The organism is Pseudomonas sp. GR 6-02, from assembly GCF_001655615.1.
Lineage (GTDB): Bacteria > Pseudomonadota > Gammaproteobacteria > Pseudomonadales > Pseudomonadaceae > Aquipseudomonas.
Genome location: NZ_CP011567.1, coordinates 4,872,126 through 4,891,962 on the forward strand (window position 1 = coordinate 4,872,126; position 19,837 = coordinate 4,891,962).

At 55.7% G+C, this 19,837-nt stretch carries 11 protein-coding genes; 2 read left to right on the forward strand and 9 right to left on the reverse strand.

The annotated features are described in order from the left end of the window. Positions 1 to 41: 41 nt before the first annotated feature. Positions 42 to 911, forward strand: coding sequence for a DUF6279 family lipoprotein (locus PGR6_RS21355; protein ID WP_064619623.1), 870 nt, complete (start codon positions 42 to 44; stop codon positions 909 to 911). A gap of 18 nt (positions 912 to 929) precedes the next feature. Here PGR6_RS21355 and PGR6_RS21360 read toward each other — a convergent pair whose 3' ends face one another. Beyond that, the gene (locus PGR6_RS21360; protein ID WP_018929896.1) at positions 930 to 1,322 is read right to left on the reverse strand and encodes a hypothetical protein; all 393 of its coding nucleotides are present in this window, start codon (positions 1,320 to 1,322) and stop codon (positions 930 to 932) included. Between the two features lie 201 nt (positions 1,323 to 1,523). On the opposite strand from PGR6_RS21360, the gene PGR6_RS21365 reads away from it, so the two are divergent. Next, positions 1,524 to 2,258 (forward strand): DUF899 domain-containing protein, encoded by a 735-nt coding sequence (locus PGR6_RS21365; RefSeq protein WP_064619626.1) that lies wholly within the window; start codon positions 1,524 to 1,526, stop codon positions 2,256 to 2,258. A gap of 458 nt (positions 2,259 to 2,716) precedes the next feature. Here the strand turns inward: PGR6_RS21365 and PGR6_RS30485 are convergent, their stop codons facing one another. From PGR6_RS30485 to PGR6_RS21395, 8 genes are all read right to left on the reverse strand, one after another. Next, complete coding sequence (locus tag PGR6_RS30485; RefSeq protein WP_225602906.1) at positions 2,717 to 2,869, reverse strand: hypothetical protein; 153 nt, start codon at positions 2,867 to 2,869, stop codon at positions 2,717 to 2,719. 16 nt (positions 2,870 to 2,885) lie between these two features. After that, positions 2,886 to 3,446, reverse strand: a complete 561-nt coding sequence (locus tag PGR6_RS21375; protein ID WP_064619629.1) for a hypothetical protein — start codon at positions 3,444 to 3,446, stop codon at positions 2,886 to 2,888. 180 nt (positions 3,447 to 3,626) lie between these two features. Next, positions 3,627 to 3,863, reverse strand: coding sequence for a hypothetical protein (locus tag PGR6_RS21380; protein WP_064619632.1), 237 nt, complete (start codon positions 3,861 to 3,863; stop codon positions 3,627 to 3,629). Positions 3,864 to 4,052: 189 nt separating this feature from the next. Continuing rightward, positions 4,053 to 4,295 (reverse strand): hypothetical protein, encoded by a 243-nt coding sequence (locus tag PGR6_RS21385; RefSeq protein ID WP_064619635.1) that lies wholly within the window; start codon positions 4,293 to 4,295, stop codon positions 4,053 to 4,055. A 511-nt stretch (positions 4,296 to 4,806) separates the two neighbouring features. Next, positions 4,807 to 5,265 (reverse strand): hypothetical protein, encoded by a 459-nt coding sequence (locus PGR6_RS30030; RefSeq protein WP_138866150.1) that lies wholly within the window; start codon positions 5,263 to 5,265, stop codon positions 4,807 to 4,809. A gap of 328 nt (positions 5,266 to 5,593) precedes the next feature. After that, complete coding sequence (locus PGR6_RS29655; RefSeq protein ID WP_225609348.1) at positions 5,594 to 6,241, reverse strand: transposase; 648 nt, start codon at positions 6,239 to 6,241, stop codon at positions 5,594 to 5,596. 482 nt (positions 6,242 to 6,723) lie between these two features. Then, positions 6,724 to 7,179, reverse strand: coding sequence for an Imm42 family immunity protein (locus PGR6_RS21390; RefSeq protein ID WP_064619638.1), 456 nt, complete (start codon positions 7,177 to 7,179; stop codon positions 6,724 to 6,726). Further along, positions 7,176 to 19,820 carry a two-partner secretion domain-containing protein gene (locus PGR6_RS21395; RefSeq protein ID WP_082920896.1) on the reverse strand — a complete coding sequence of 4,215 codons (12,645 nt, stop codon included), beginning with the start codon at positions 19,818 to 19,820 and terminating at the stop codon, positions 7,176 to 7,178. Before PGR6_RS21395 ends, PGR6_RS21390 begins: the two co-directional genes overlap by 4 nt. Between the last annotated feature and the right edge of the window lie 17 nt (positions 19,821 to 19,837).

Here is a 19,837-nt window from a genome sequence, read left to right on the forward strand (position 1 = left end):
AAAGAACCCAATAAAAAACCAGGTCTTCGCAAGGGCTTGTCATGTCGCATTGGTTGAAACAGATCACCGTCATCCTCACGCTCAGCCTCACCATCGCCGCCTGCACCCGCGTGGGCCTGGCTTACCGCAACCTCGACGTGATCATTCCCTGGACGCTCAGCGACTACCTGGACATGAACCGCCAGCAAAAAGACTGGTTGAACGAGCGGCTCAAGGAACACCTGCGCTGGCACTGCACCACGCAACTACCCGGCTACCTCGACTGGCTGAATCGTTTACAGACCATGATCGAGACCAACCAGATCACCGACGCCGAGCTGCAAGCCCGTACCCAGGAAGCCAAACAAGCCATCGCCGAAACCGCCCGGGAAATTACCCCATCGGCCATCGAACTGTTGCAAGGGCTGGATGACAAGCAAGTCGCGGAAATGAACGACGCTTTCGCCAAGGACCTGCGCAAACGCCAGGAGGAATACCTCAAGCCACCTCTAGAGCAACAGATCAAAGAGCGAAGCAAGCGCATGGAAAAACGCCTGAATGCCTGGCTCGGACCACTCAGCCCAACCCAACAGCAACGGGTGATGGCTTGGTCGAGCGCCCTGGGGGATCAGAACAAAGAATGGATTGCCAACCGCGTCCATTGGCAACAGCAATTCAGCGCGGCGGTCGCGCAACGTCAGAGTCCGCAATTCCCACAGCAAATCGAGACACTTCTGGTTGATCGCGAGAGTTTATGGACCCCCGCTTACCGTGTGGCCTATGCCAACACCGAAGCCCAGGCTCGGGCATTGCTGGTGGACTTGATGGCCGAGAGCACGCCGTTTCAGCGTCAACGGTTGCTGCATAAGATTGAAGACATGCGCAAGGACTTCACTGATTTGAAATGCCTGAAAGCGGCGCAACGAGGATAGGTTCTAAAGCTGCAAGCTTCACGCAATCTGAGCCTTCGACGCCACTTCATCAAACGTCAATTCATCCAGCGCATCTTCCTGCTCATCCAGCACCTGGCGCGGATGCTCATTTCCCGGGATGCTGCTGTCGATCAGGCTCAACAAACTCGAGCCCCGGGGTGTCAATATGTAATTCTCGCCATTGCCACCCTGATCCTCCGGCCGAGGCTCGATATACCCCCGCAACAGCAGTATTTTTTCGTACTCACCGGCCATCGTTTTCAGGCGATCCAGATTCTCGAACGGCTCGCCCGCGGAGGCTTTCGCCGCCGCATACTGCTCGGCATAAGGCCGTGGAGTGAAACTGCGGCCAGCACTGTTCTGCACTTCGTGCAGTAAATGCTCGATCAAATCCCAGTTATAAGTCGTCATCCTGATCAACCTCCAGTGCCCACGAGTGAAATGGCCTTCATAGGTTGTGACCGACAGGGAGTGCAGCCGTTCAGCCGAGTTCTTTCCCCCAACCGACCGGCGGCCTGTCGATTTGAGCGCAGGCCAAACGACTAGGCTGTGTAAGACGGTTTACCCCTCTGCGCGGATCGACTTTCGCCACAGCAAGCAGGAGAAATCAGCATGAACATTCAGAATCATCCGGTCGTGTCCCGGGAAGAATGGGTCGCGGCCCGCAAACAACACTTGGCCCACGAAAAAGCCTTCACCAAAGAACGAGACAAACTCAGCGCCGAACGCCGCGCCCTGCCCTGGGTAAAAATCGACAAACCCTACCGCTTTCAGGGCACCAACGGCGAACTGAGCCTGACCGACCTGTTCGGCGGCCGCAGCCAGTTGATCGTCTACCACTTCATGTTCGCCGCTGGCTGGGACGAAGGCTGCCCAGGCTGCTCGTTCCTCTCCGACCACATCGACGGCGCCAACCAACACCTGGCCCACCACGACGTCGCCGTGGTCGCGGTTTCCCACGCACCGTTCGCCGAATTCCAACCGTTCAAACAGCGCATGGGCTGGAAATTCGATTGGGTCTCATCTGAAGGCTGCGACTTCAACTACGACTTCGGTGTCTGCGCCCGGGCCGAAGACGTCACCGCCGGGAAAGCGACTTACAACTACGAAAAAACTGACGGCGTTGAGGAAGAACTTCCAGGGCTTAGCGTGTTTTATCGCAACGAAGCGGGGGAGATTTTCCATACCTATTCTACGTATGCCCGCGGCCTGGATTTGCTGGTCGGCGCCTACAACTACCTCGACCTCACGCCTAAGGGGCGTAATGAAGAGGAGATCATGGATTGGGTGAGGCATCACGATCGGTATGAAGACAAGGTGTCAGCTAGTTGCTGCCATGGTGGGTAGATCGCAACCCTTTGGGAGCGAGCCTGCTCGCGATGACTGACTAACGTTCAACATGGATTTCGACTGATGCACCACTATCGCGAGCAAGATCCCACAGGAGGTAAGTGGCGTTGTGTAAATTGCATTCAGACGTCCGACTTCAACAAAACGGGCGACCTATGAGTCGCCCGTTTTTAATGCCTGCCCAATGTTTGGAATACACAACTCAAAGGACGAATAAAGGTTTTTGCCATACTCCATCCCAAACAAATATATCTGCCTCCTTCATGTCCCGACCCAAGCTAATCATATTTAAATTCAACCGCCAGCTTACTGACAGCAACATCCAATGTAATTACGCAGCCACTCCAGATCGGACACCCACTCGTCATTCCGTTCTGAATATAGATTTTTCGAAGTTCAACAAAACATTCAAACAATTCCACATCCACTTGAGCGCTGACGGGGCTAAACCAATCTTACTTACCATCCTCATCCACATAATCAAATAGAAACTGGCAATGATCGTTCTCTGGAGATAGCTCCGCCTCGACGATGACTTTCATTGCCGTCGCGGGGGATGTGTCCAGCAAAATCTGTCCGAGTTGCAGATAGATATCGTCTTCGCTCATTATTCATACCGCCACTTTACATTGAAGGCACGCTCGCCACGGGAATGCGTTCCTGAGCCTGAGTTATATCGTAGACATGCTGCTCACAGCGGCTATCAACAAACTGGAACTCCACCAAATAGACCTTGCTTTTTTCTGGTGTGAAAGTGGTTTTGATCGGACCGCAGCTATATATACTCCCAACACCTGCGCCATTCGAATAACCCGACACTTGGAATGGCTGATCGGCATCCGCCTGCACTTCCAGCTGTGGGAAGCGTTTAAGCGTGGCGCTGTTGGCCGCTTCGTTGAGTTTGGCGATCCAGCCGAAGACCTTGCCCCGACCTGAATCCACCACGGTTCCAAGCACCTCCATACGCTGGTCAGGATCCGATGCGCGGCGGATCGAGAACTCTACTGGGGTAGTGTTACCTGATGCTTTCATGATGATCTTGGCGTGTTGCGCATCGACGGCCACCTTGTTCTGACTCAGCTGGACACCGTCTTTCAGCAGACTGGGGGAAGAGTCCCGGACGTTGGAATGGCAGCCTGGTAATGCCAGAATCAGGGTCAGTGCTAGTAGTGTGGTTCTTTTCACGTCTGAATGTCCTTGAAAGCGTATGTTCGGCTGATGAGAAAATATTTGTCAAAGCGGCGCGTCATAAACGCTGAGTTCGCTATAGGGGGACTGCCACATCCCAAAATCAGACAGATTTATTTTCTGGCCGCCGCATAAAACCAAACAAATAAATCCGCCCTTTTTTTTCAAACTATTTCATTAAGAAGCCCACTGGGTTTTCCCAGGAAAACTTCCGCCTCTAGAAAGACGAATTAGCTTCATAGCAGCTCTTTTCGACCACTCTCCATTTACATCCAGAGGACACTCTTTCAAAACATGAATAGTTTCATCCTTTTTCCCCAGCCGTATTATCCCAACCTCCAAATTCCGGCCAAACGTGTATTCAACATACTCTTCAGCTTCTACAACCTTATCCATCTCTATATAAAATGCCATATAACCCTTCTCAGTTACCTATTGGACTCGGGTATCGGAGCTGTGTTTTATCAATAGGAAAATGGACAGGAAAAGGGGACGGATTTATTTTCTAGCCACCGCACGAGCCAAACAAATAAATCCGTCCCCTTTTCTTTCCTTTTCTTTCCTTTTCTTTTTTCTCCGCTAAACAAGCGAGATCCGCCCCCCCTACAAATAACCTGCACTTTTCAACATTACCAACAGCTCAGCATTTAGTGACTCATCAATAACCCCTTCAGATTTTCCCGCCCCCCTCCAATGCCAGATAAGTTGCATAGCAAGACTATCAACATCGATAAATTCCTCATGAAAAATCTCACTAAGACGTATATTAGTAAGTTTAGGATCAACCTCTATCAAGTCCCTAAAAACCTGACACGGCAACTCCCCCCTCAGAATACCCTCAAGCATAAATCCTCCACTGCAAAATATCACTTCATGGTTTTTTTTAAAACAACCGTGGTTATATCATTAAACATACCAGTTTCAGGCGCTTGAACACTGGTAAAGCCATATTTCGCGGCAAGACGCCCCGTCCAAGTATTCGCAGCGGCCTGAGTAGGCGGCATACCTTTCGTCAAATTAGACAAGTACTCTGCGGTATTAACGCTATTTCATATCGCTAAAGTGCGACACAGAAAACGTAGTCTGCCCCCATTTTCTGCCATTCTCAGGATAAACGTGGTCTGTCCCCGTTTCTCCCCCTCTTTTACCCTAAATAACCGGACCAATTAACTTCATCACAGACAGAAGAGAATCACCCAACTGAAAGCCAGCAGCGCTTATCTCTGAAACCAATTCAGCTTCTATATTCGGAACAAAAATCGCGCTCATTTAACGTCTCCTCTCCAAGCCAGCCACTTGCTTGAGAAAAAGGGGACGCCCATTAGGTATCCCTTTAGGTATTTACACACATTACCACTTAGAAAATATTATTGTAGTCATACATATATTCTTCATATTCATCAAGCCCCCAAATATGACCATCCAAGCGATCAACCATAAGCATCCCACCTGCTTTTTTCTCCCCATGACCGACAGAGCTCAAACTAAAAGACCAAAAAAGAGGTGGACATTGCGATTGATCTCTCACTCCTACTACTACACCTTGCTCTGCAGAATATTTTTTTGCTATTTCAAATGCTATCTCAAATGAAATCTCACCTTCTCGATATTCGACGGGAACACTGAAACATAATATCTGCTTTTGCCGCAGAGCAGACACTACTGCCACAAGCTTTACCCTATTAACACTTACAAATAAATAACCACTAAACACCTTGCCATCTTCGCAAGCAAAATCATTATCAAACAAACGTAGCATTTTAAGTCGCGACGCATCCACCGGACCACATAAATATAAATCACATTTCTTCTGCATAATATTTATTCACCTATGGATGGACAATTACGCCACCGTTAAGAATCCCTTCTAATGCGCTTGCAGGTACAGAATATGTTGATCCCACACCCAGTGGCCAAGGATCCCGAATCCCCACCACCCCGCTCTCAACTGAGTCGACGACAATCGCGTGAAGCCCACCCAACTCGGTTCTCACATTAACAATCACTGACGCACCATTTTCGGTAGCGGCTTTAATCGCCTGTACCGTTATGTCACCGGAATATGTGGCAGTTCCAGTGAAACCAAGATCCTTCAAACCATTCGGGGGAAAACGGGGACAGACCACGTTTTCCATCTAAAAAATCTAGTGCTTTTTCGGTCTGCCCGGGCATCCCCGCCGAGCTCGTCGCCCAATCATAGCTTCAATCTCGGCTGCAAATCGCGAACCACCAAGTACATAGTTGCCATTGGTGGCAGCCCGAATCTGGTCAACCAATCCTATCTCCAACTCGCTTCTAAAAAGCTCACGATAGACTTCAGCAGTCGATACATCTGTGTCCCCAAGCGATAGGTACTGAGCATGCGGGGTAATGAGATGCGAAAACTCTGATTGTGCGTTAGCACGATAACTCGACCAACGATATTCCGCAGGATGCGTCACCATTTTGGCTCTGACAGGATTCATCTCAATGTAGCGATAACAGGCCAATACATAACTATCACTTTGAACAAAGCACGAACGGAAGCGCCCTTCCCATAAAGTCCCACTACGTCCATATGTACGATTTATGTATTGCACATATCGTTGCCCTATTCCTTTCATAAGCGAGCTGGTACTGCTGTGCTCATGAGGGCTAATCAACAAATGGATATGATTAGTCATAAGACACCATGCGTGAATTTCACACGAATTTTTGTTGGCCTGCTCAGCAAGCAGCTCTAAATAAAAAAGGTAATCATCCTCTGAAAAAAAGCAAACTGATCTATTATTTCCTCGTTGAATCAGATGCAAGGGGGCACCTGGCATCAAGAGACGTGCTCTGCGTGGCATATGGTGAATCCGTTCACAATTAATGATGCCAATAGCTTAGTCAATTCTATGAAAAACAATCTCCCTATCTATTTCACACTATTTCAGATCGCTAAAGTGCGACACAGAAAACGTAGTCTGCCCCCATTTTCTGAACGTGGTCTGTCCCCGTTTCTCCGACTCAAACTCGCAAAAAACCTTGAGAGACTTGAGCGTGCGTTGCGAGCCGAGGTACATCAACAGGCGAGGGCGTTGGAGTAGATTTGTGCGGATCCCTCAGGAACGGATTTATTTTCTAGCCTTCGAACCATTCTAACTCCGCTTCTGTCGGAGCTCGCTTATCACCTTATTTATTCACAGCATCGTCAAACTTTACTGGTCTAGTGCGACCTGGAACATAAGGATTGCTCGCGGCTTCCTTAACTCTAGCTCGCTTATCAACCCCCTTCCTTTACGCCTTCCAATCACAGCTCTCTGATACTTTTAACTACATCAACTACCGCCCCCACAGAAATTATTTTTTCATGTACGGTCTCTCCAAAATCATAACTCCAGACAAGACGATCACCACTTGCCAACTTTTGGAAGTAAACAAAGCAGCCACAGTCGCTCAAATACGTACACGTCAGGTCCTGTATGCTTGGCAGCAAGTGCGCCCCTCCGCAAAAAAAATAATCATGTGCAGATTTAAAAAGGTCTTCTGCCGTAATTTCGGGATCCCCATCTACAATACGATCAAATTCCATTTTGGCGTAGAAATTAACGGCAACTTTAAGCTCTGTCACCTCGACAGCCTCTACCATGCGTCGACCATCTATAAACATGCAAAACATTCCATTCAGCCAATAGCCATCCGGATCAGTCCAGCAATCAACCACATCAAACTGTATTGCGAAGTCAAATGGTTCGCCGTAAATCATCTAAGTTTCACTCCCAAAGCTTTCTGAACCTCAGCGGGAATATAGTTCGCGCCTAGAGGATTCTTAGCATCACCTGTACTGCCATTCCAGTGATAAACGCCATTGGTACCCTCGAATCGGTGAACATTACCATTTTCATCCTTAGCGAAGGTAACTACTTTGTTTGGATAGGTGATGGGACTTTTTATGGACTGCCCAAACAAATCTAACGAATTTTGTGGTTCGATACCTGCGTTGGGACGATTACCTACTTGACCAGGAGTATGTTTGGAATTTGATTGGTACGTCAGCCCGTTGGAAGCGACTGTTGGGTGAGCAACAGGAATCGGACTCCCTCGATTCTTACCGACCACCGCAGCCACAGATGTCTTGCTTTTCGACGCAAGGCCGCCGACCCCCAGCTCTTCGATCGTATCCTTGCCTGCCAGCGCAATCTTTTCCCATGTCGGCAAGGCGCTGTAAAGCAACGCCATGTCGTATTGGTTTTCCTCTGTAGTGTATTGACTAATCCGACTAGCTTCCTCTGGAGACAAGTCAAAGAACCAAGTCAGTGCACTCACGCCATCAGCTACGGTGATACCGCCATCCAAATCAGACTGGTAGTAGATTGTGCAGGCTCCGCCAGTGCCGGCGCAGTCCGTAAGCATTTCTGCACGTTTTTTTGCACTAAGCTCCTTGTACCTTTCCCAGATTCCTTCTGTCGATTCACCTTTTTTGTTAGCGGCTATGAGCTCCAGAGTCCAATTGATGACGTCCTGGGCACTGAGCCCGTTGTTTTCTACCGCATTTTTCCCCGCCAGAGCCGACGCTACCGCATCCAGGGAATCAGTCCCCGTGAAGGCACCGCCAATGCCGGCAACCAGCGTAGCCAAACTGGAAATGGTCTGTTTCTGCTCGGATGTCAGCCTGTCGTTACTCACGTCACCGTAGAGTTCTTCCTTGATGATCCGAGCAATCTCTTCCGCAGCGACCGCGCCAACCGCACCTGCGAGGGCCGAGTTACCATTAGCTTTGGCAACCAACGCCCCCAATACGGCGTGAGCCATTAGGTTTGCGGTCTTGTCTCCCTCAGTTGCATCCCGGATGGCCTGAGCGACGTACGGCGCAGCTGCCCCCGCAAGTGCACCGGCAATGTTGCCGCCAAGCACGCCTTGCACGATCGAAGTCACGGCCTGAGCGGCCTTTTGGAAACTGCTGCCCATGCCGTAGTCGCGCTGGATTTGCCGACTAATCTGTTCGGCCGTTGGATTGACAAACCCTTGATCTTTCAGTTTCTGGATTGCGACCTTCGAGGTCTCGCTGTTCGGGTCCTCGGCCTCTTTCATTTTCGCGGCAGCGATTGCGTCACTGATGCCCTTGGTCAGTTCGATGGCGCTTTTTACAAGCTCGACGCGCTCTTTCATTGCCTCTGTGTCGGGCTTGTCGAGTTGCTGATTGGCGTTCGCGGTGTCCCGGTTCAACCCCACAAGATCGTTGGCGCCTTCAGGGTTACGCACGATGATCGTGCCTTCACTGACCGCGCTGCGGGTTTTGCTTTGATCCGAGTCTGTTAGTGCGACACCGTACAATCCACCTACGGAAGCGCTTGCTGCCCCGCCGCCATAGCTACTGGAAACACTCACGCCCCCTGATTGCGCACTGATCTCACTGACATTTTTTATGTCGCTGACGATCAGACGATCAGTGCTCAGCACGTTTTTATCGGCGGAGGCGTCGCTGGCGATCACCCCGCCTTGCAAGGTCGTATTTTTGCCAACATCCAGGTTGTAACCGCCCGCCCCGGCAAACAGGCCAGTCTGCTCCGTGACCGCTCGATACTCACTGTCCATGTTGCCGAAGGCTAGGCTTCCCGAAGCCGCCACCGGCGTGCCATAACAGAAAGGAGGGATACAAATGCTCGCACCGAATCCGCCGCTGCTCTGTTTGTTTTCCTGAGTTTCGACATCCTGGCGGGAAATGATGTTGAGGTTCCCTTCAATCTCCGCCTTGATGCTATCAGCGTTAACCTGAGCCCCCGCCAATGTGGTATCGCCACCGCTGCGTAACACCAGCGCTCCCGCATTCAGCGTGGTGTTGACCTGGGTGACCGAGCTGCCAGTCCCGGTGCCTTTCGCGCCCGAAGCACCGAGATCCAGGGTAAAGCCGTTTTGTTGACCAATGTTGAAACTGGCACCGATGGCGGTTTTGTTGCTGGAGTTGTTATTGGCCCAATCAGCGGTGTTTTGGGCGCTCTCCAGAACAACGTTGTTTTTGGCATCCAATACAGCGGTGCCACCTGTATTCAGGCTACTGCCAATGACGTGAATGTCACCCAGAGAGCCTGCTGCGCTGCCATTTGCAATGATGGTGAGACCGGTACCCGCGTTGACCGTGCTTTGCTTGGCGGTCTGGCTGTTGTATTCACTCGTGCTTTTGTTGTGGGTATTGGCAAGCTCGGTGCCGATTTTTATCAACGAGCCATTACTGGCGGAACCACCCTGTTTGTTTTCATAAGCCGTTGCTGCATCTCCGGTCTGGGATCCCATGCCCCCCAGGTTGTAGCCCGCCAATGCAGCCTGTGCCAACTTCACCGCCTTGAGTCGCGGATCCTCAGCGTCATTGGCCGTCTTCACGGCTGTGCGAATGGTGTTGGCGGTATCGATGATCGCACCACCGAGAACTCGTCCCACACCCAAGTTGTTGCTTTTGTCCGTGATGTTTTGGCTCGAACTTTCCATGCCGGCCGCAATGGTGACGTTCGACCCCATGAGGGTCATGTTTTTGATGCTGAACAGATCGCTGGCGATAACATCCAGATCACCTCCCGCGACGAGACTGACATTGCCTGCGCTTGAGCCGATGGTGCTACCGGTCAGCGTGGTTTGCGACATCGTGCCATTGTGTTTTTGGCCACCAATCGACAGGTGCTGGTTGCCAGTGATGTCATCGACACCAAGATTGTTAGCCGTCAGTACACCAGAAAAATCGCGGTTCTTCTCCTTATGCACCTCGGTGCGGGTGAAGGTGTTTTCGGCAGCGTTGATTGTCAAGTCACGCCCCGCGCGCACTGTCAGATCCTCAGTGCTGACCACGGCCGAGCCTGTGATGTCAACATCGCGCTTGGCGCTCACCGCAACAGTGTTACCCGAGATCAGGCTACCCACTGCCGTAGTTTGAGTTTCCGAGAGCTGGTCCTGGACCTTGCTCGACTTCAAACCACCCCAGCTGCTTTTGCTGGAGCTGCTCTCATGGCGAGCACTGGTTGAATCAGTAACGGCAACAATCTTCACATCATTGCCAGCACCCAGACCGACGCTGCTGGTCTCGGAAACCACGTTGCTGCCTTCGATCAGCAAGTCTTTACCAGCCACCAGGACGCTCTTGCCCTGAGAAGTGACCGCACTGCCAATGTTCGTCGTACTGGAAGTCTCCTCAAGCCGACTCTTTTTGCCCGACGAACTTTTCTTGGTCTTGCTGTAGAAACTGTAGTCTTCGTCTTGAGCCGCCCCCAAAGACAGATCACCACCGGCAACCAGATACGCTTCGCCCCCAGCACTCACCCGGCTGGCGATCAGCCCCAAGTCCTTACCCGCGCTCAATGTAATGCTGCCACCGGCGTTGACGTTCGTGGACACCTGACTGACATGATCCTCCTGACTCGTCACCTTCTTGCTCTTGCCGTACGAGTGCTGCTCATCCGCCGCCGAGGCCAGGGTCAAGTCGCCGACAGCGCTCATGCTCACATCGCGCTTGGCGTCGATCTGGCTGGCAATAACGGTGAGGTCCCGACCGGCATTGACCTTCAGGCTCTGCCCCACATCTACGTCTGAGCCATATTGGGTAATGGTCTGATCCCGATGCAGCCCCCGCTCACCACTGACGATCTGTTCGGCTGAAGTGAGGTTGACATCGCGACCGGCGTTGATGGTGGTATCGGTACCGCTTTTCAGCACGCCGCCAACGTTATTGATATCGCGTCCGGCGTTGAGGGTGAGCGAGTTTCCGGCTTCGATGCGTGCGGCGTTGTCGACAAAGTCGGTGCGCTCGTTGCGATAGCCGCTGCCGCTTTCGTGAGTGGTGACGGTGCGTTCGTTGATCACGTCGCCACGGGTGGCGGTCAGCGTGACGTCACGGCCGGCGATGATGCCGCCGGCTTTGTTGACTATATTGTTGCCTGCCTGCAGGTCGAGGCGATTGCCGGCTTCCACCAGGCCGCTGTTGACCAGATCGTTGGTGGCGGTGGCCGACAGGTTGTTGGAGGCGCGCAAGGTGCCGGCGTTGTTCAGGTCTTTGCCGGCGATCAGGGTTACGTCGCTGCCCTGGATCAGGGCACCGTTGGCGGCCAGGCGATTGTTGGCGTTGGCCAGGTACAGCACCGGCACCAGTACTTGCTCGCCATTTACCTCGGCATTTTCCATCCAGACAATGTCGTGGGTCAGGGCCGCGACTTGTTCGGAGGTCAGGCTGACGCCCAGCGACAGGTTGAGTTCTGTTTTGCTGGCGACGGCGTTGTTCATCAAGTATTTGAACAAGCCTTCGTCGCTGGTCTGGCCATCGATAAATCGCTGACCGGTACGCGCCACTACTGCTTGCTGGATCAGGCGTTGTTCATAAAGGCCATCGCCCAGGCGCTTGGCACTTTGGTCGGGGTCGTAGCCGAGGTTCGACAACAGGTAGTCCGAGCTCATGAATTGCTTGAGGTCGGTGAGTACCGGGTTGGTTTCGATCAGGTATTTCTGGGGTTTGGACTGGCCGCTGCTGGCCGGCAACCCTTGGACGCGATTGATGGTAAAGGCCGTGGAACGACCCGGCAGTGTCGAGCCGGTCGAATTGGCAGCCGGTGCGCTGACGTTGATCGCGCTGGCGCCGGCGCCCACGTTCGACGCCACATAATCAACAGGCTTCAGGTCAACGCTGCTGGCGGAGGCCTGAGTGTTGCTGACCGGTAGAATGTTCCGTGGCTGGACGCTTTGCAGCGGTTGCTGACGCTGGGTCGTGCTGACGCTGCCGCCGCCCATGGTCCAGCTTTGCGGACCGCTGGCCACTGGCGTGCTGCTGTCTTGGCCGCTCAGGCGGAACAGGCCGTTTTGCCCGGTGGGCAGAGCGAAGCCGGGCAAGGCCAGCGGGTTGACTTGCTGTTGGGCCAGGTTGGGCGGCAATTGTTGATTGAGGGTGATGCGGGTGGAGAACTGGCTGCCCGCAGCACCGGTGCCCGTGCGCGGGCCACTGCCCACATAGGTGTAGCCAGGGCGTACGACACTGTTATCGATATTGTTCTGGGCGTTGATGTTGACCGCGCCAGCAGCCTGGATCACGGCGGCGTAACTTTGGTCGCTGGACGAGATTTTCGTGGTGCTGCCTAAGTTCGGATACTCCACTTCGGTCATGCCGATAAAGTTGGCTATTCCGGCCTCAAGACCGCCCAGGTCGTTGGGGGTGTAGCCCGCGCTTTCGAACCAGTACTTGTCGGTGAAATTACTGGCCGCGTTGTACCATCCGCCTGCGTTGCGAGTTCGTTCGGAGCGAAATACCCGGGTGGTCTCGGTTTCGCCGGTCTCGATGCCGCTGTTGGTCAGGTTGACCAGCGAGGCGCTCAGATTGCCGCCGGTGGCTATGGTGCTGCTCTGGTTCAGCAGGTCACCACCGGTCAGGGTAAGGTCCCCGCCCGCCGTGATGCTGGACGCGGCACTGGTATCAGTGACTTCAAATTTGTCGCGCTGCACGATCTCCCAAACATGGTTTTGCTTGCCGCTGCAGTCGCCCGCGTTCACCCCTTCGATACAGGTGATTTCGCCGATTCGGGCGGTGTAGATACCCTGGTTATTGGTGGTCAGCACCGCGCGGATGTTCTGAATCGTGCTCGCCGCCAGGCTCATGCTGCCGTCGCTTTGAATCGACGCCGAACTGTTGACGATGCTGGCGGCCTGGGCGCCTTGACCGTTACGGTCGATCGTCAGGTTGCCCAGGCTGTAGATGTTGGCGTAGCTGTTGTTCAGCGCATTGACCCGCAGGCCCATGTTGCCGCCACTGAAGATCAGCCCGTTACTGTTGACCAGCGAACCGGTGGTGACGGTCAGTTGTTGAGCGCTGGCCAGCGTCCCGAAGTTGTTGATCCCGCCGGCGTTAACCGTCAGGTTGGCGCCCGAAGTGAGGCGACCGGCGTTATCCAGTTGACCACTGACATTGAGCGTGGTGTTGCCACCGCCAGCGATGCTGGAGGTGACGCTATTGAGGCTCACTTGCGCGGCATTCAGGCCAAGGGCCCCTTGGCTGCTAAGACGACCAGCCCCCCAGTAAGCACCACTCAGCCCCACGTTCATGCTGCCGTCACTGGCAATCAATCCTTCGTTGAACCAGTTGACACCGGTACCGACGAGGCTGTCCGAGGCCAGCAACTGACCACTCGCCGTCTGGGTGAAACTATTGACGTTAACGGTCAGGCGCCCAGCCTGGATGACGTTGCTGTTGGTCCAGCTGTCGGCGTTGAGGGTCAGGCCGCCGCGAGTAACGATGGTGCCGCCGGCGCCGGTGACGTTGGCGGTGGAAATGTCGAAAGTACCGTTGCCCACGTGCAGCAGACTGCCGCCACCGTTGAGGAAACTGCCCACTGCCATGGTCAGGTCAGTGTTGGCGCTTTCCAGGGTGCCGTTACGGTTGTCGAACAGGCCACCGATCTGGAAGCTGGTTTTGCCTTTGTCGCCGAGGGCGCGCAGTTGACCGGTCTGGTTGTCGAGGCTGGCAGCCTTGATCGACAGGGTGCTGTCGCTCTCGATGATGCCCAGTCGGTTGTTCAGGGCACCGCTGAGGGTGAGGTCGATTTGTTGACCGGCAATCTGGCCGTCATTGTCGCCGCTGTTGTCAAAGTTGTTGCCGGTGACGCTGACCTTGCCTTTGGCGTAGAGGCCGCCGTTGCGGTTGTCGAAGTTGCCGGTGACGACAGTCGCGTCGCCGCCTTGCGCAGCGATACGCCCGCCGTAGTTATCGATGCCGGCTAGCGCGGTCAGGTTCAGGCGCTCGGCCTGGGTGACGCCGCTGCGGCGGTTGTTGTTCAGGTCATAGCCGTTTTTCAGCACACCGGTCAGGTTGGCCGTGAACGCGGCTTGCAGGCTGGCGAGCACGCCGCCGCGGTTATCCAGGTTGCCGGCGTTGATCGACAGGTCACCGGCCTTGGCGACAATGCGGCCGCTCTGGTTGTCAATATCGCCGCCGATGGTGAGGTTCAAAGCGCCCTGGCTTTGCAGGGTGCCCTTGGCGTTGACGAGACTGGCGGCCTGGATTTGCAGGTCGCCATTCTGGCTGTAGATCTGGCCATCGGCGCTGTTCTGCACCGTACCGCCCGTGGTGATGGTCAGTTGATCATTGGCCGCGATGGTGCCGAGATTGCGGTTGTCCAGGCCACCGGTGAGCAACGTCATCAAGCCTTGGCTGGCGATTTGACCGCCCTGGTTATTGATCTGCGTGGCGCGTTGCACCAGCAGTGGGCCGGCGCTGGCCAGTTTGCCGTTGGTGTTGGTCAGGGCGCCGAGCAGGTCGAGGGTCACGGCACCGTTGCCGATCAGATTGCCGCCGGTGTTATCCAGTGTGGTGCCGGTGAAACTGAGGTCCTGTTTTGCGTTGACGGTACCGCCGGCATTACCCAGGGTCATCGCCTGCATCGCCAGGGTTGCGCCGCTGTCGATCAAGCCGCCCTGAGCATTGTTCAGCAGGCCGCTGAGGGTCAGGGTCTGATTGCCGCCGCTGGAGAGAATGCCGCCGTTGCTGTTGTCCAGGCTCGACGCGTTGACGCTCAGGGTTTTCCGGCTGACCAGTGCACCTTCGCCGCTGTTGAGAATGGCACCACTTACGGTGACGGCCACATCGCTGTCATGACTCGACAGCGTGCCTTTGTTGCGGTTGTCCAGGCTGTTGCTGGTGAGGCTCAGGCCTTGCCAGCCGGAGATCAGACCGCCCTGGTTGAGTACCGTGTCGGCGTTGACCGTCAGCAGGTTATTGCTGATCAATTTGCCGTTGTTGTTATCCAGTGCGCGGGCCGTCAGATCGAGGCTCTGGCTGCTGGAGATTTCGCCGTTCCGATTGTTCAGGTCACGCAGGTGCTTGAGGCTCAGCAAACCCGTGGTGGTGATCAGGCCGGCACCGTTGTTCAGGTCGCCGGTGGCCGCCCCGAAGTCGATGGCAATGGCGCTGCCCAGCAAAGAACCGTTCTGGTTATTCAGACCGCTGCTGTTGATTGTCAGCTCAGTGGTGGCGTTGATCAGCCCCTGGTTCTGGTTCGTCAGCAGCCCGTCGAGGCTCAGGTCGAGGTTGGCGCGGCTGGTCAGCGTGCCGCCGCTGTTGTCCAGGCTGGCGGCTTTGACGTCGAGTGCTGCGGCGGCGATCAGGCCTTTGAGGTTGGTCAGTGCCAGATCGATGCGCAGGGTCAGGGGCAGATTGCTCAGCAGTTTGCCGTTGCTGTTGTCCAGGCTGCGAGCAGCGATGGTGAAAGCCTCGGCGCTGGAGATTTCGCCGCCGTTGTTATTAACGTCGGTGAGGTTTTTGAGCATCAACAACGGCGCGCTGATCAGACCATTCTGGTTGTTCAGCTGACCCTGGTTCAGATCCAGTGTCAGAGACGTGTTGCTGAACAGTTGCCCGCCTTGCTGATCCAGGCCGGTGACGCTGGCAGTCAGGGCACCAACGCTGGCGATACGACCGCCATCCTGGTTGGTCAGTTGGGTGGTGGTCAGGTCCAGACTGGCGCCGCTGTTCAAGCGACCGGCGTGGCTGTTATCCAGTGCGCCGGTGTTGACGATCACCGCCCCCTTGCCACTGATGCTGCCGTTATTGCGGTTGTCGAGGCTGGCACTGTTGAGTGTGATGCCAGCATCCGTGACGATCTCGCCGCCCTGGTTGAGAATGGCGCCGGTGGTGGTCAACGTCAGCGGCCCTGCCGCGGAAACACTGCCCAGGGTGTTGGTCAGGCTGGCGGCCGTGACCCCGAGTGAGCCTTCAGCGCTGAGCAGACCCTGGCTGTTGTTCAGGTCCCCCGTGAGATTGAGCGTCAGGTTTTTCTGACTTAACAGCGAGCCGCCACTGTTGTCGAGATCGCGTCCGGTCAATGTCAGGTCGGCCTTGCCCGAGAGCAGGCCTTTGGCGCGGTTGATGATGTTTTCGACTGTCAGGGACAGTGCGCCTTCAGCGAATACCTGGCCGCCATCGCTGTTGTCCAGACGGTTGCCGATCAGGGTGACATCTGACTTGCTCGACAACTCACCACCGCGGTTATCGACCGATCCGACGTTCAGTTGCAGCGCATTGGTCGCGCCGACTAGTCCGCTGTTGCGATTGTCGAGGCTGGTACCGGTCAGTGTCAGGCCACCGGTGGCAATCAGTTGCCCACCCTGGTTGTTCAAAGTCGCAACGTTGGCCGTGACATCGGTTTTACCGGCGATCTGGCCACGGGTGTTGTCCAGGCTATCGGCGCTGAGGTTCACGTCACCGTCAGCGATGAACGTGCCATCCTGATTGACGATCTGACCGTCCACCGTCATCCCGAGGGTGCCATGACTGCTGATCAAGCCGCCGGTGTTGTCCAGACGCGCGCTGTGCACCTCCAGGGTCTGTGCGGAAATCAGGCCCTTGATGCTGGCGAGCAGTTGATCGATGTGCAGCGTCAAACCCTGATTACTGATCAGCTTGCCGTTACCGTTATCCAGGTTCCGGGCGGCCAGTGTGAAGGCCTGGGCGCTGGAGATTTCACCGTTGCGGTTGTTGACGTCCGTGAGGTTTTTCAACATCAGCAACGGTGCATTGATCAACCCGTTCTGGTTGTTCAGTTGGCCGTGATTCAAGTCCAGGCTCAGGGCGGTTTTGCTGAACAGCTGACCGCCCTGTTGATCGAAACCGGTGACACTGGCGGTCAGGGCCTTATCGCTGGCGATTCGGCTGGCAACGCCATTACTGACCTGGGTCGCGGTCAGGTCGAGCGTATCGCCGCTGATCAATTGACCGCCCTGAGTGTTGTCGAACGTACCTGTGGTGACAGCGGTCGCGTTCTTGCCACTGAGCAGGCCGTTCTGGCTGTTGTTCAGGCTTTGACTGTTGAGGGTCAGGCCGCTGTCGGTGGTGATCGACCCGCCCTGATTGTTCAACACTCCCGTCGTCGTTAGCGCCAACGCACCGGCGCTCGACACGCTGCCGCGGGTATTGTCGAGGCTGACCGCGTTAACTGTCAGGGTGCCTTCGCTGCTGATCAGGCCTTCGATGTTGCTTAGCGCGTTGTCGAGGCGGATATCCAGCCCAAGCTGAGTGACCAGGCTGCCACCGCTGTTGTCCAGGTTCTGCCCCGTTACCGTCGTGGCGCCCTTGCCGAACAACAGCCCCTTGTTCTGGTTGATGATCTGCGCCACTTTCAGGCCCAGCTCGGTGCCAGCCAGAATCTTGCCGCTGTCGCTGTTGTTCAGGCTTTGGCCTTCGATGGCCACATCAACGGCACTGGAGATTTCGCCGCCGCGGTTGTCCACCTCATCGACATTGAGTTTCAGCGCTTTTGTCGCGCCTACCAGCCCGCCACTGCGGTTATCGAGCCCCTTGCCATTGAGGGTCAACATTCCTTGAGCGACAAGCTCACCGCCCTGGTTGGTGAACTGCGCAACCTTGGCCGTCAGATCGGTTTTGCTGGAGATACGGCCGCCGCTGTTGTCGACGCTGGCCGACTCCAGTTGCACCGGCCCCGCTGCACTGAGCAAACCGTCGCGGTTTTCCAGATGAGTGCCGTTGAAGTTGATGGCCGCCTGGCTGTTGAGCAGACCTTGCTGGCGGTTATCGAGTTGTCCGACAGTCAGTTGCAGGTCTTTGCCAGCGCGTACTTTGCCGGTGCGGTTATCCAGTGAATCGCTGCGCAGGGTCAGGCGATCCTTGCCGGTCAGGCTGCCATTGCGATTGTCGAGGCTGCCGGTTTGCAGGTCGACCACGCCTTTGGCACTCAGGTCGCCATTTTGGTTATCGAACAAGCCATTGATGCGTGCGGTGAAGCTGCCGTCGCTAACCAGGCTGCCGCCATGACTGTTATCCAGGCTGGCGGCGCTGATGCTCACGCTTTGGCCGGAGCCCAGCACACCGTTCTGGTTATTCAGGGCGCCGATCAAGCCAATGTTCAGGGCTACGTCGCCCGTGACCTGGCCGTCACTGTTGTCCAGTGTTGTGGCGGTGACGGTGGTGGTGCCGGCGCTGGAAACTTCACCATTGTGGTTGTTCAGGTGGCCGAGATTGGCAGTGAGGTTGCCGTTGCTGGTAATGACGCCCTGGGTGTTGAGAACCTGCGTGGCTTTCAGCTCCAGAGTGCCGCTGCCCAATACTCGGCCCTTGTTCTGGTTATCCAGCGTAGTAGCAGTGATGCTGGTTTTTTTCTGCCCGCTTAAAGTGCCGCCCTGGTTATTCAACGTCTGCGCGGTATTGACCGTCAGGTTGCGGCTAGCCACCACGCTCTTGCCGGTGTTGGTGAAATTCTGCGCATTCAGATTCACATCGCCGCTGGCATTGCGGCTGGTGTCGGCGTTGACCCCGGCTTCGATGATGCCGTTGTTGGTCAGCACACCGCCGGCCGTCAGCGCGATGCTGTCCCGGGCCGCGAGGGTTTGCTGGTTGGTCAGGTTGCCCTGGGTTTGCACGTTGACGGCGGTGCCGGCGTAGACCGGGCCGCGCGCATCGAGGCTGGCCGCTTTGACATTGACGGCGCCTGCGGCCGAGGTTTGCGCCAGGCTGAGATGGCCATTGGTGTCGAGCTGGATATCGCCACCGCTGGCGGCCAGGTTGCCGTCGAGTTTCACCCCGACCCCGGCTTCGGTGCCGACCAGTTTGATCGCCCCGGCGTACATGCCGCCCAGGGCCGAAGAGTCGATCGCCAGTTGTGGTTTGGCGCTGCCGTCATCGGCGCGAGCAGTGGCGTTGAGGCTGTCGGCGTTGACGTCGTTGCGACCGGCAACGATGGTCAGGTTTTTCGCCTGGATCTCGGCGTTGATCTTCGCGCTGCGGGTGATGATTTCAAACTGGTCGACGTTGTTGGCGTTCAGCCCGGCGCCGTCGATGGTGACGCTGCCCTGATCGACCTGGAAGCGATCGAGGCGACCGCTACCGTCGAGCACCGGCTTGCCGGTGGTCAACGTCACGCGCGGGGTATTGATGAAGCCGCAGCCGTTGCAGCTGATGCCGTAGGGGTTGGCGACGATGACCCGTGCCGACTGCCCCGCCACTTCGGTGTAGCCGCGCAACTGGCTGGGACTGCCGCCAACCACTTCGTTGAGGATGGTTTGCGCCGCGATCCCGTTGGTCAGGTTCGGGTTGCCGACAATGATCCCGCCCAGTTGCGTCGCGCCGGTCTGCGCGGCGACGTTGTTGAGGATGACGCCTTGGGTGCCGACGTTGTAATCGTGGAACTGGTTATGCGACAGGCCGGTGCCGTTGGGGGGGGCGATCTGGATGATCGGCACGCCATTGCCCGCCTGACCGAGGCTGGTGCCCGGTGTAGCCACGACGATGCCATCGGCCTGCGCCCACATCGGTTGCCAAAACATGACGTTGGCCAACAGGAACGCCAACCCGCGCTTGGGCATGCCCCAGAAGTGCTCGCGATTTTTGACCGCAGCCGAGGGCTGGCTAGCGAGGAAGGCGTAATGGCGAACGTCCATGTCAGTGTTCTCGAAGA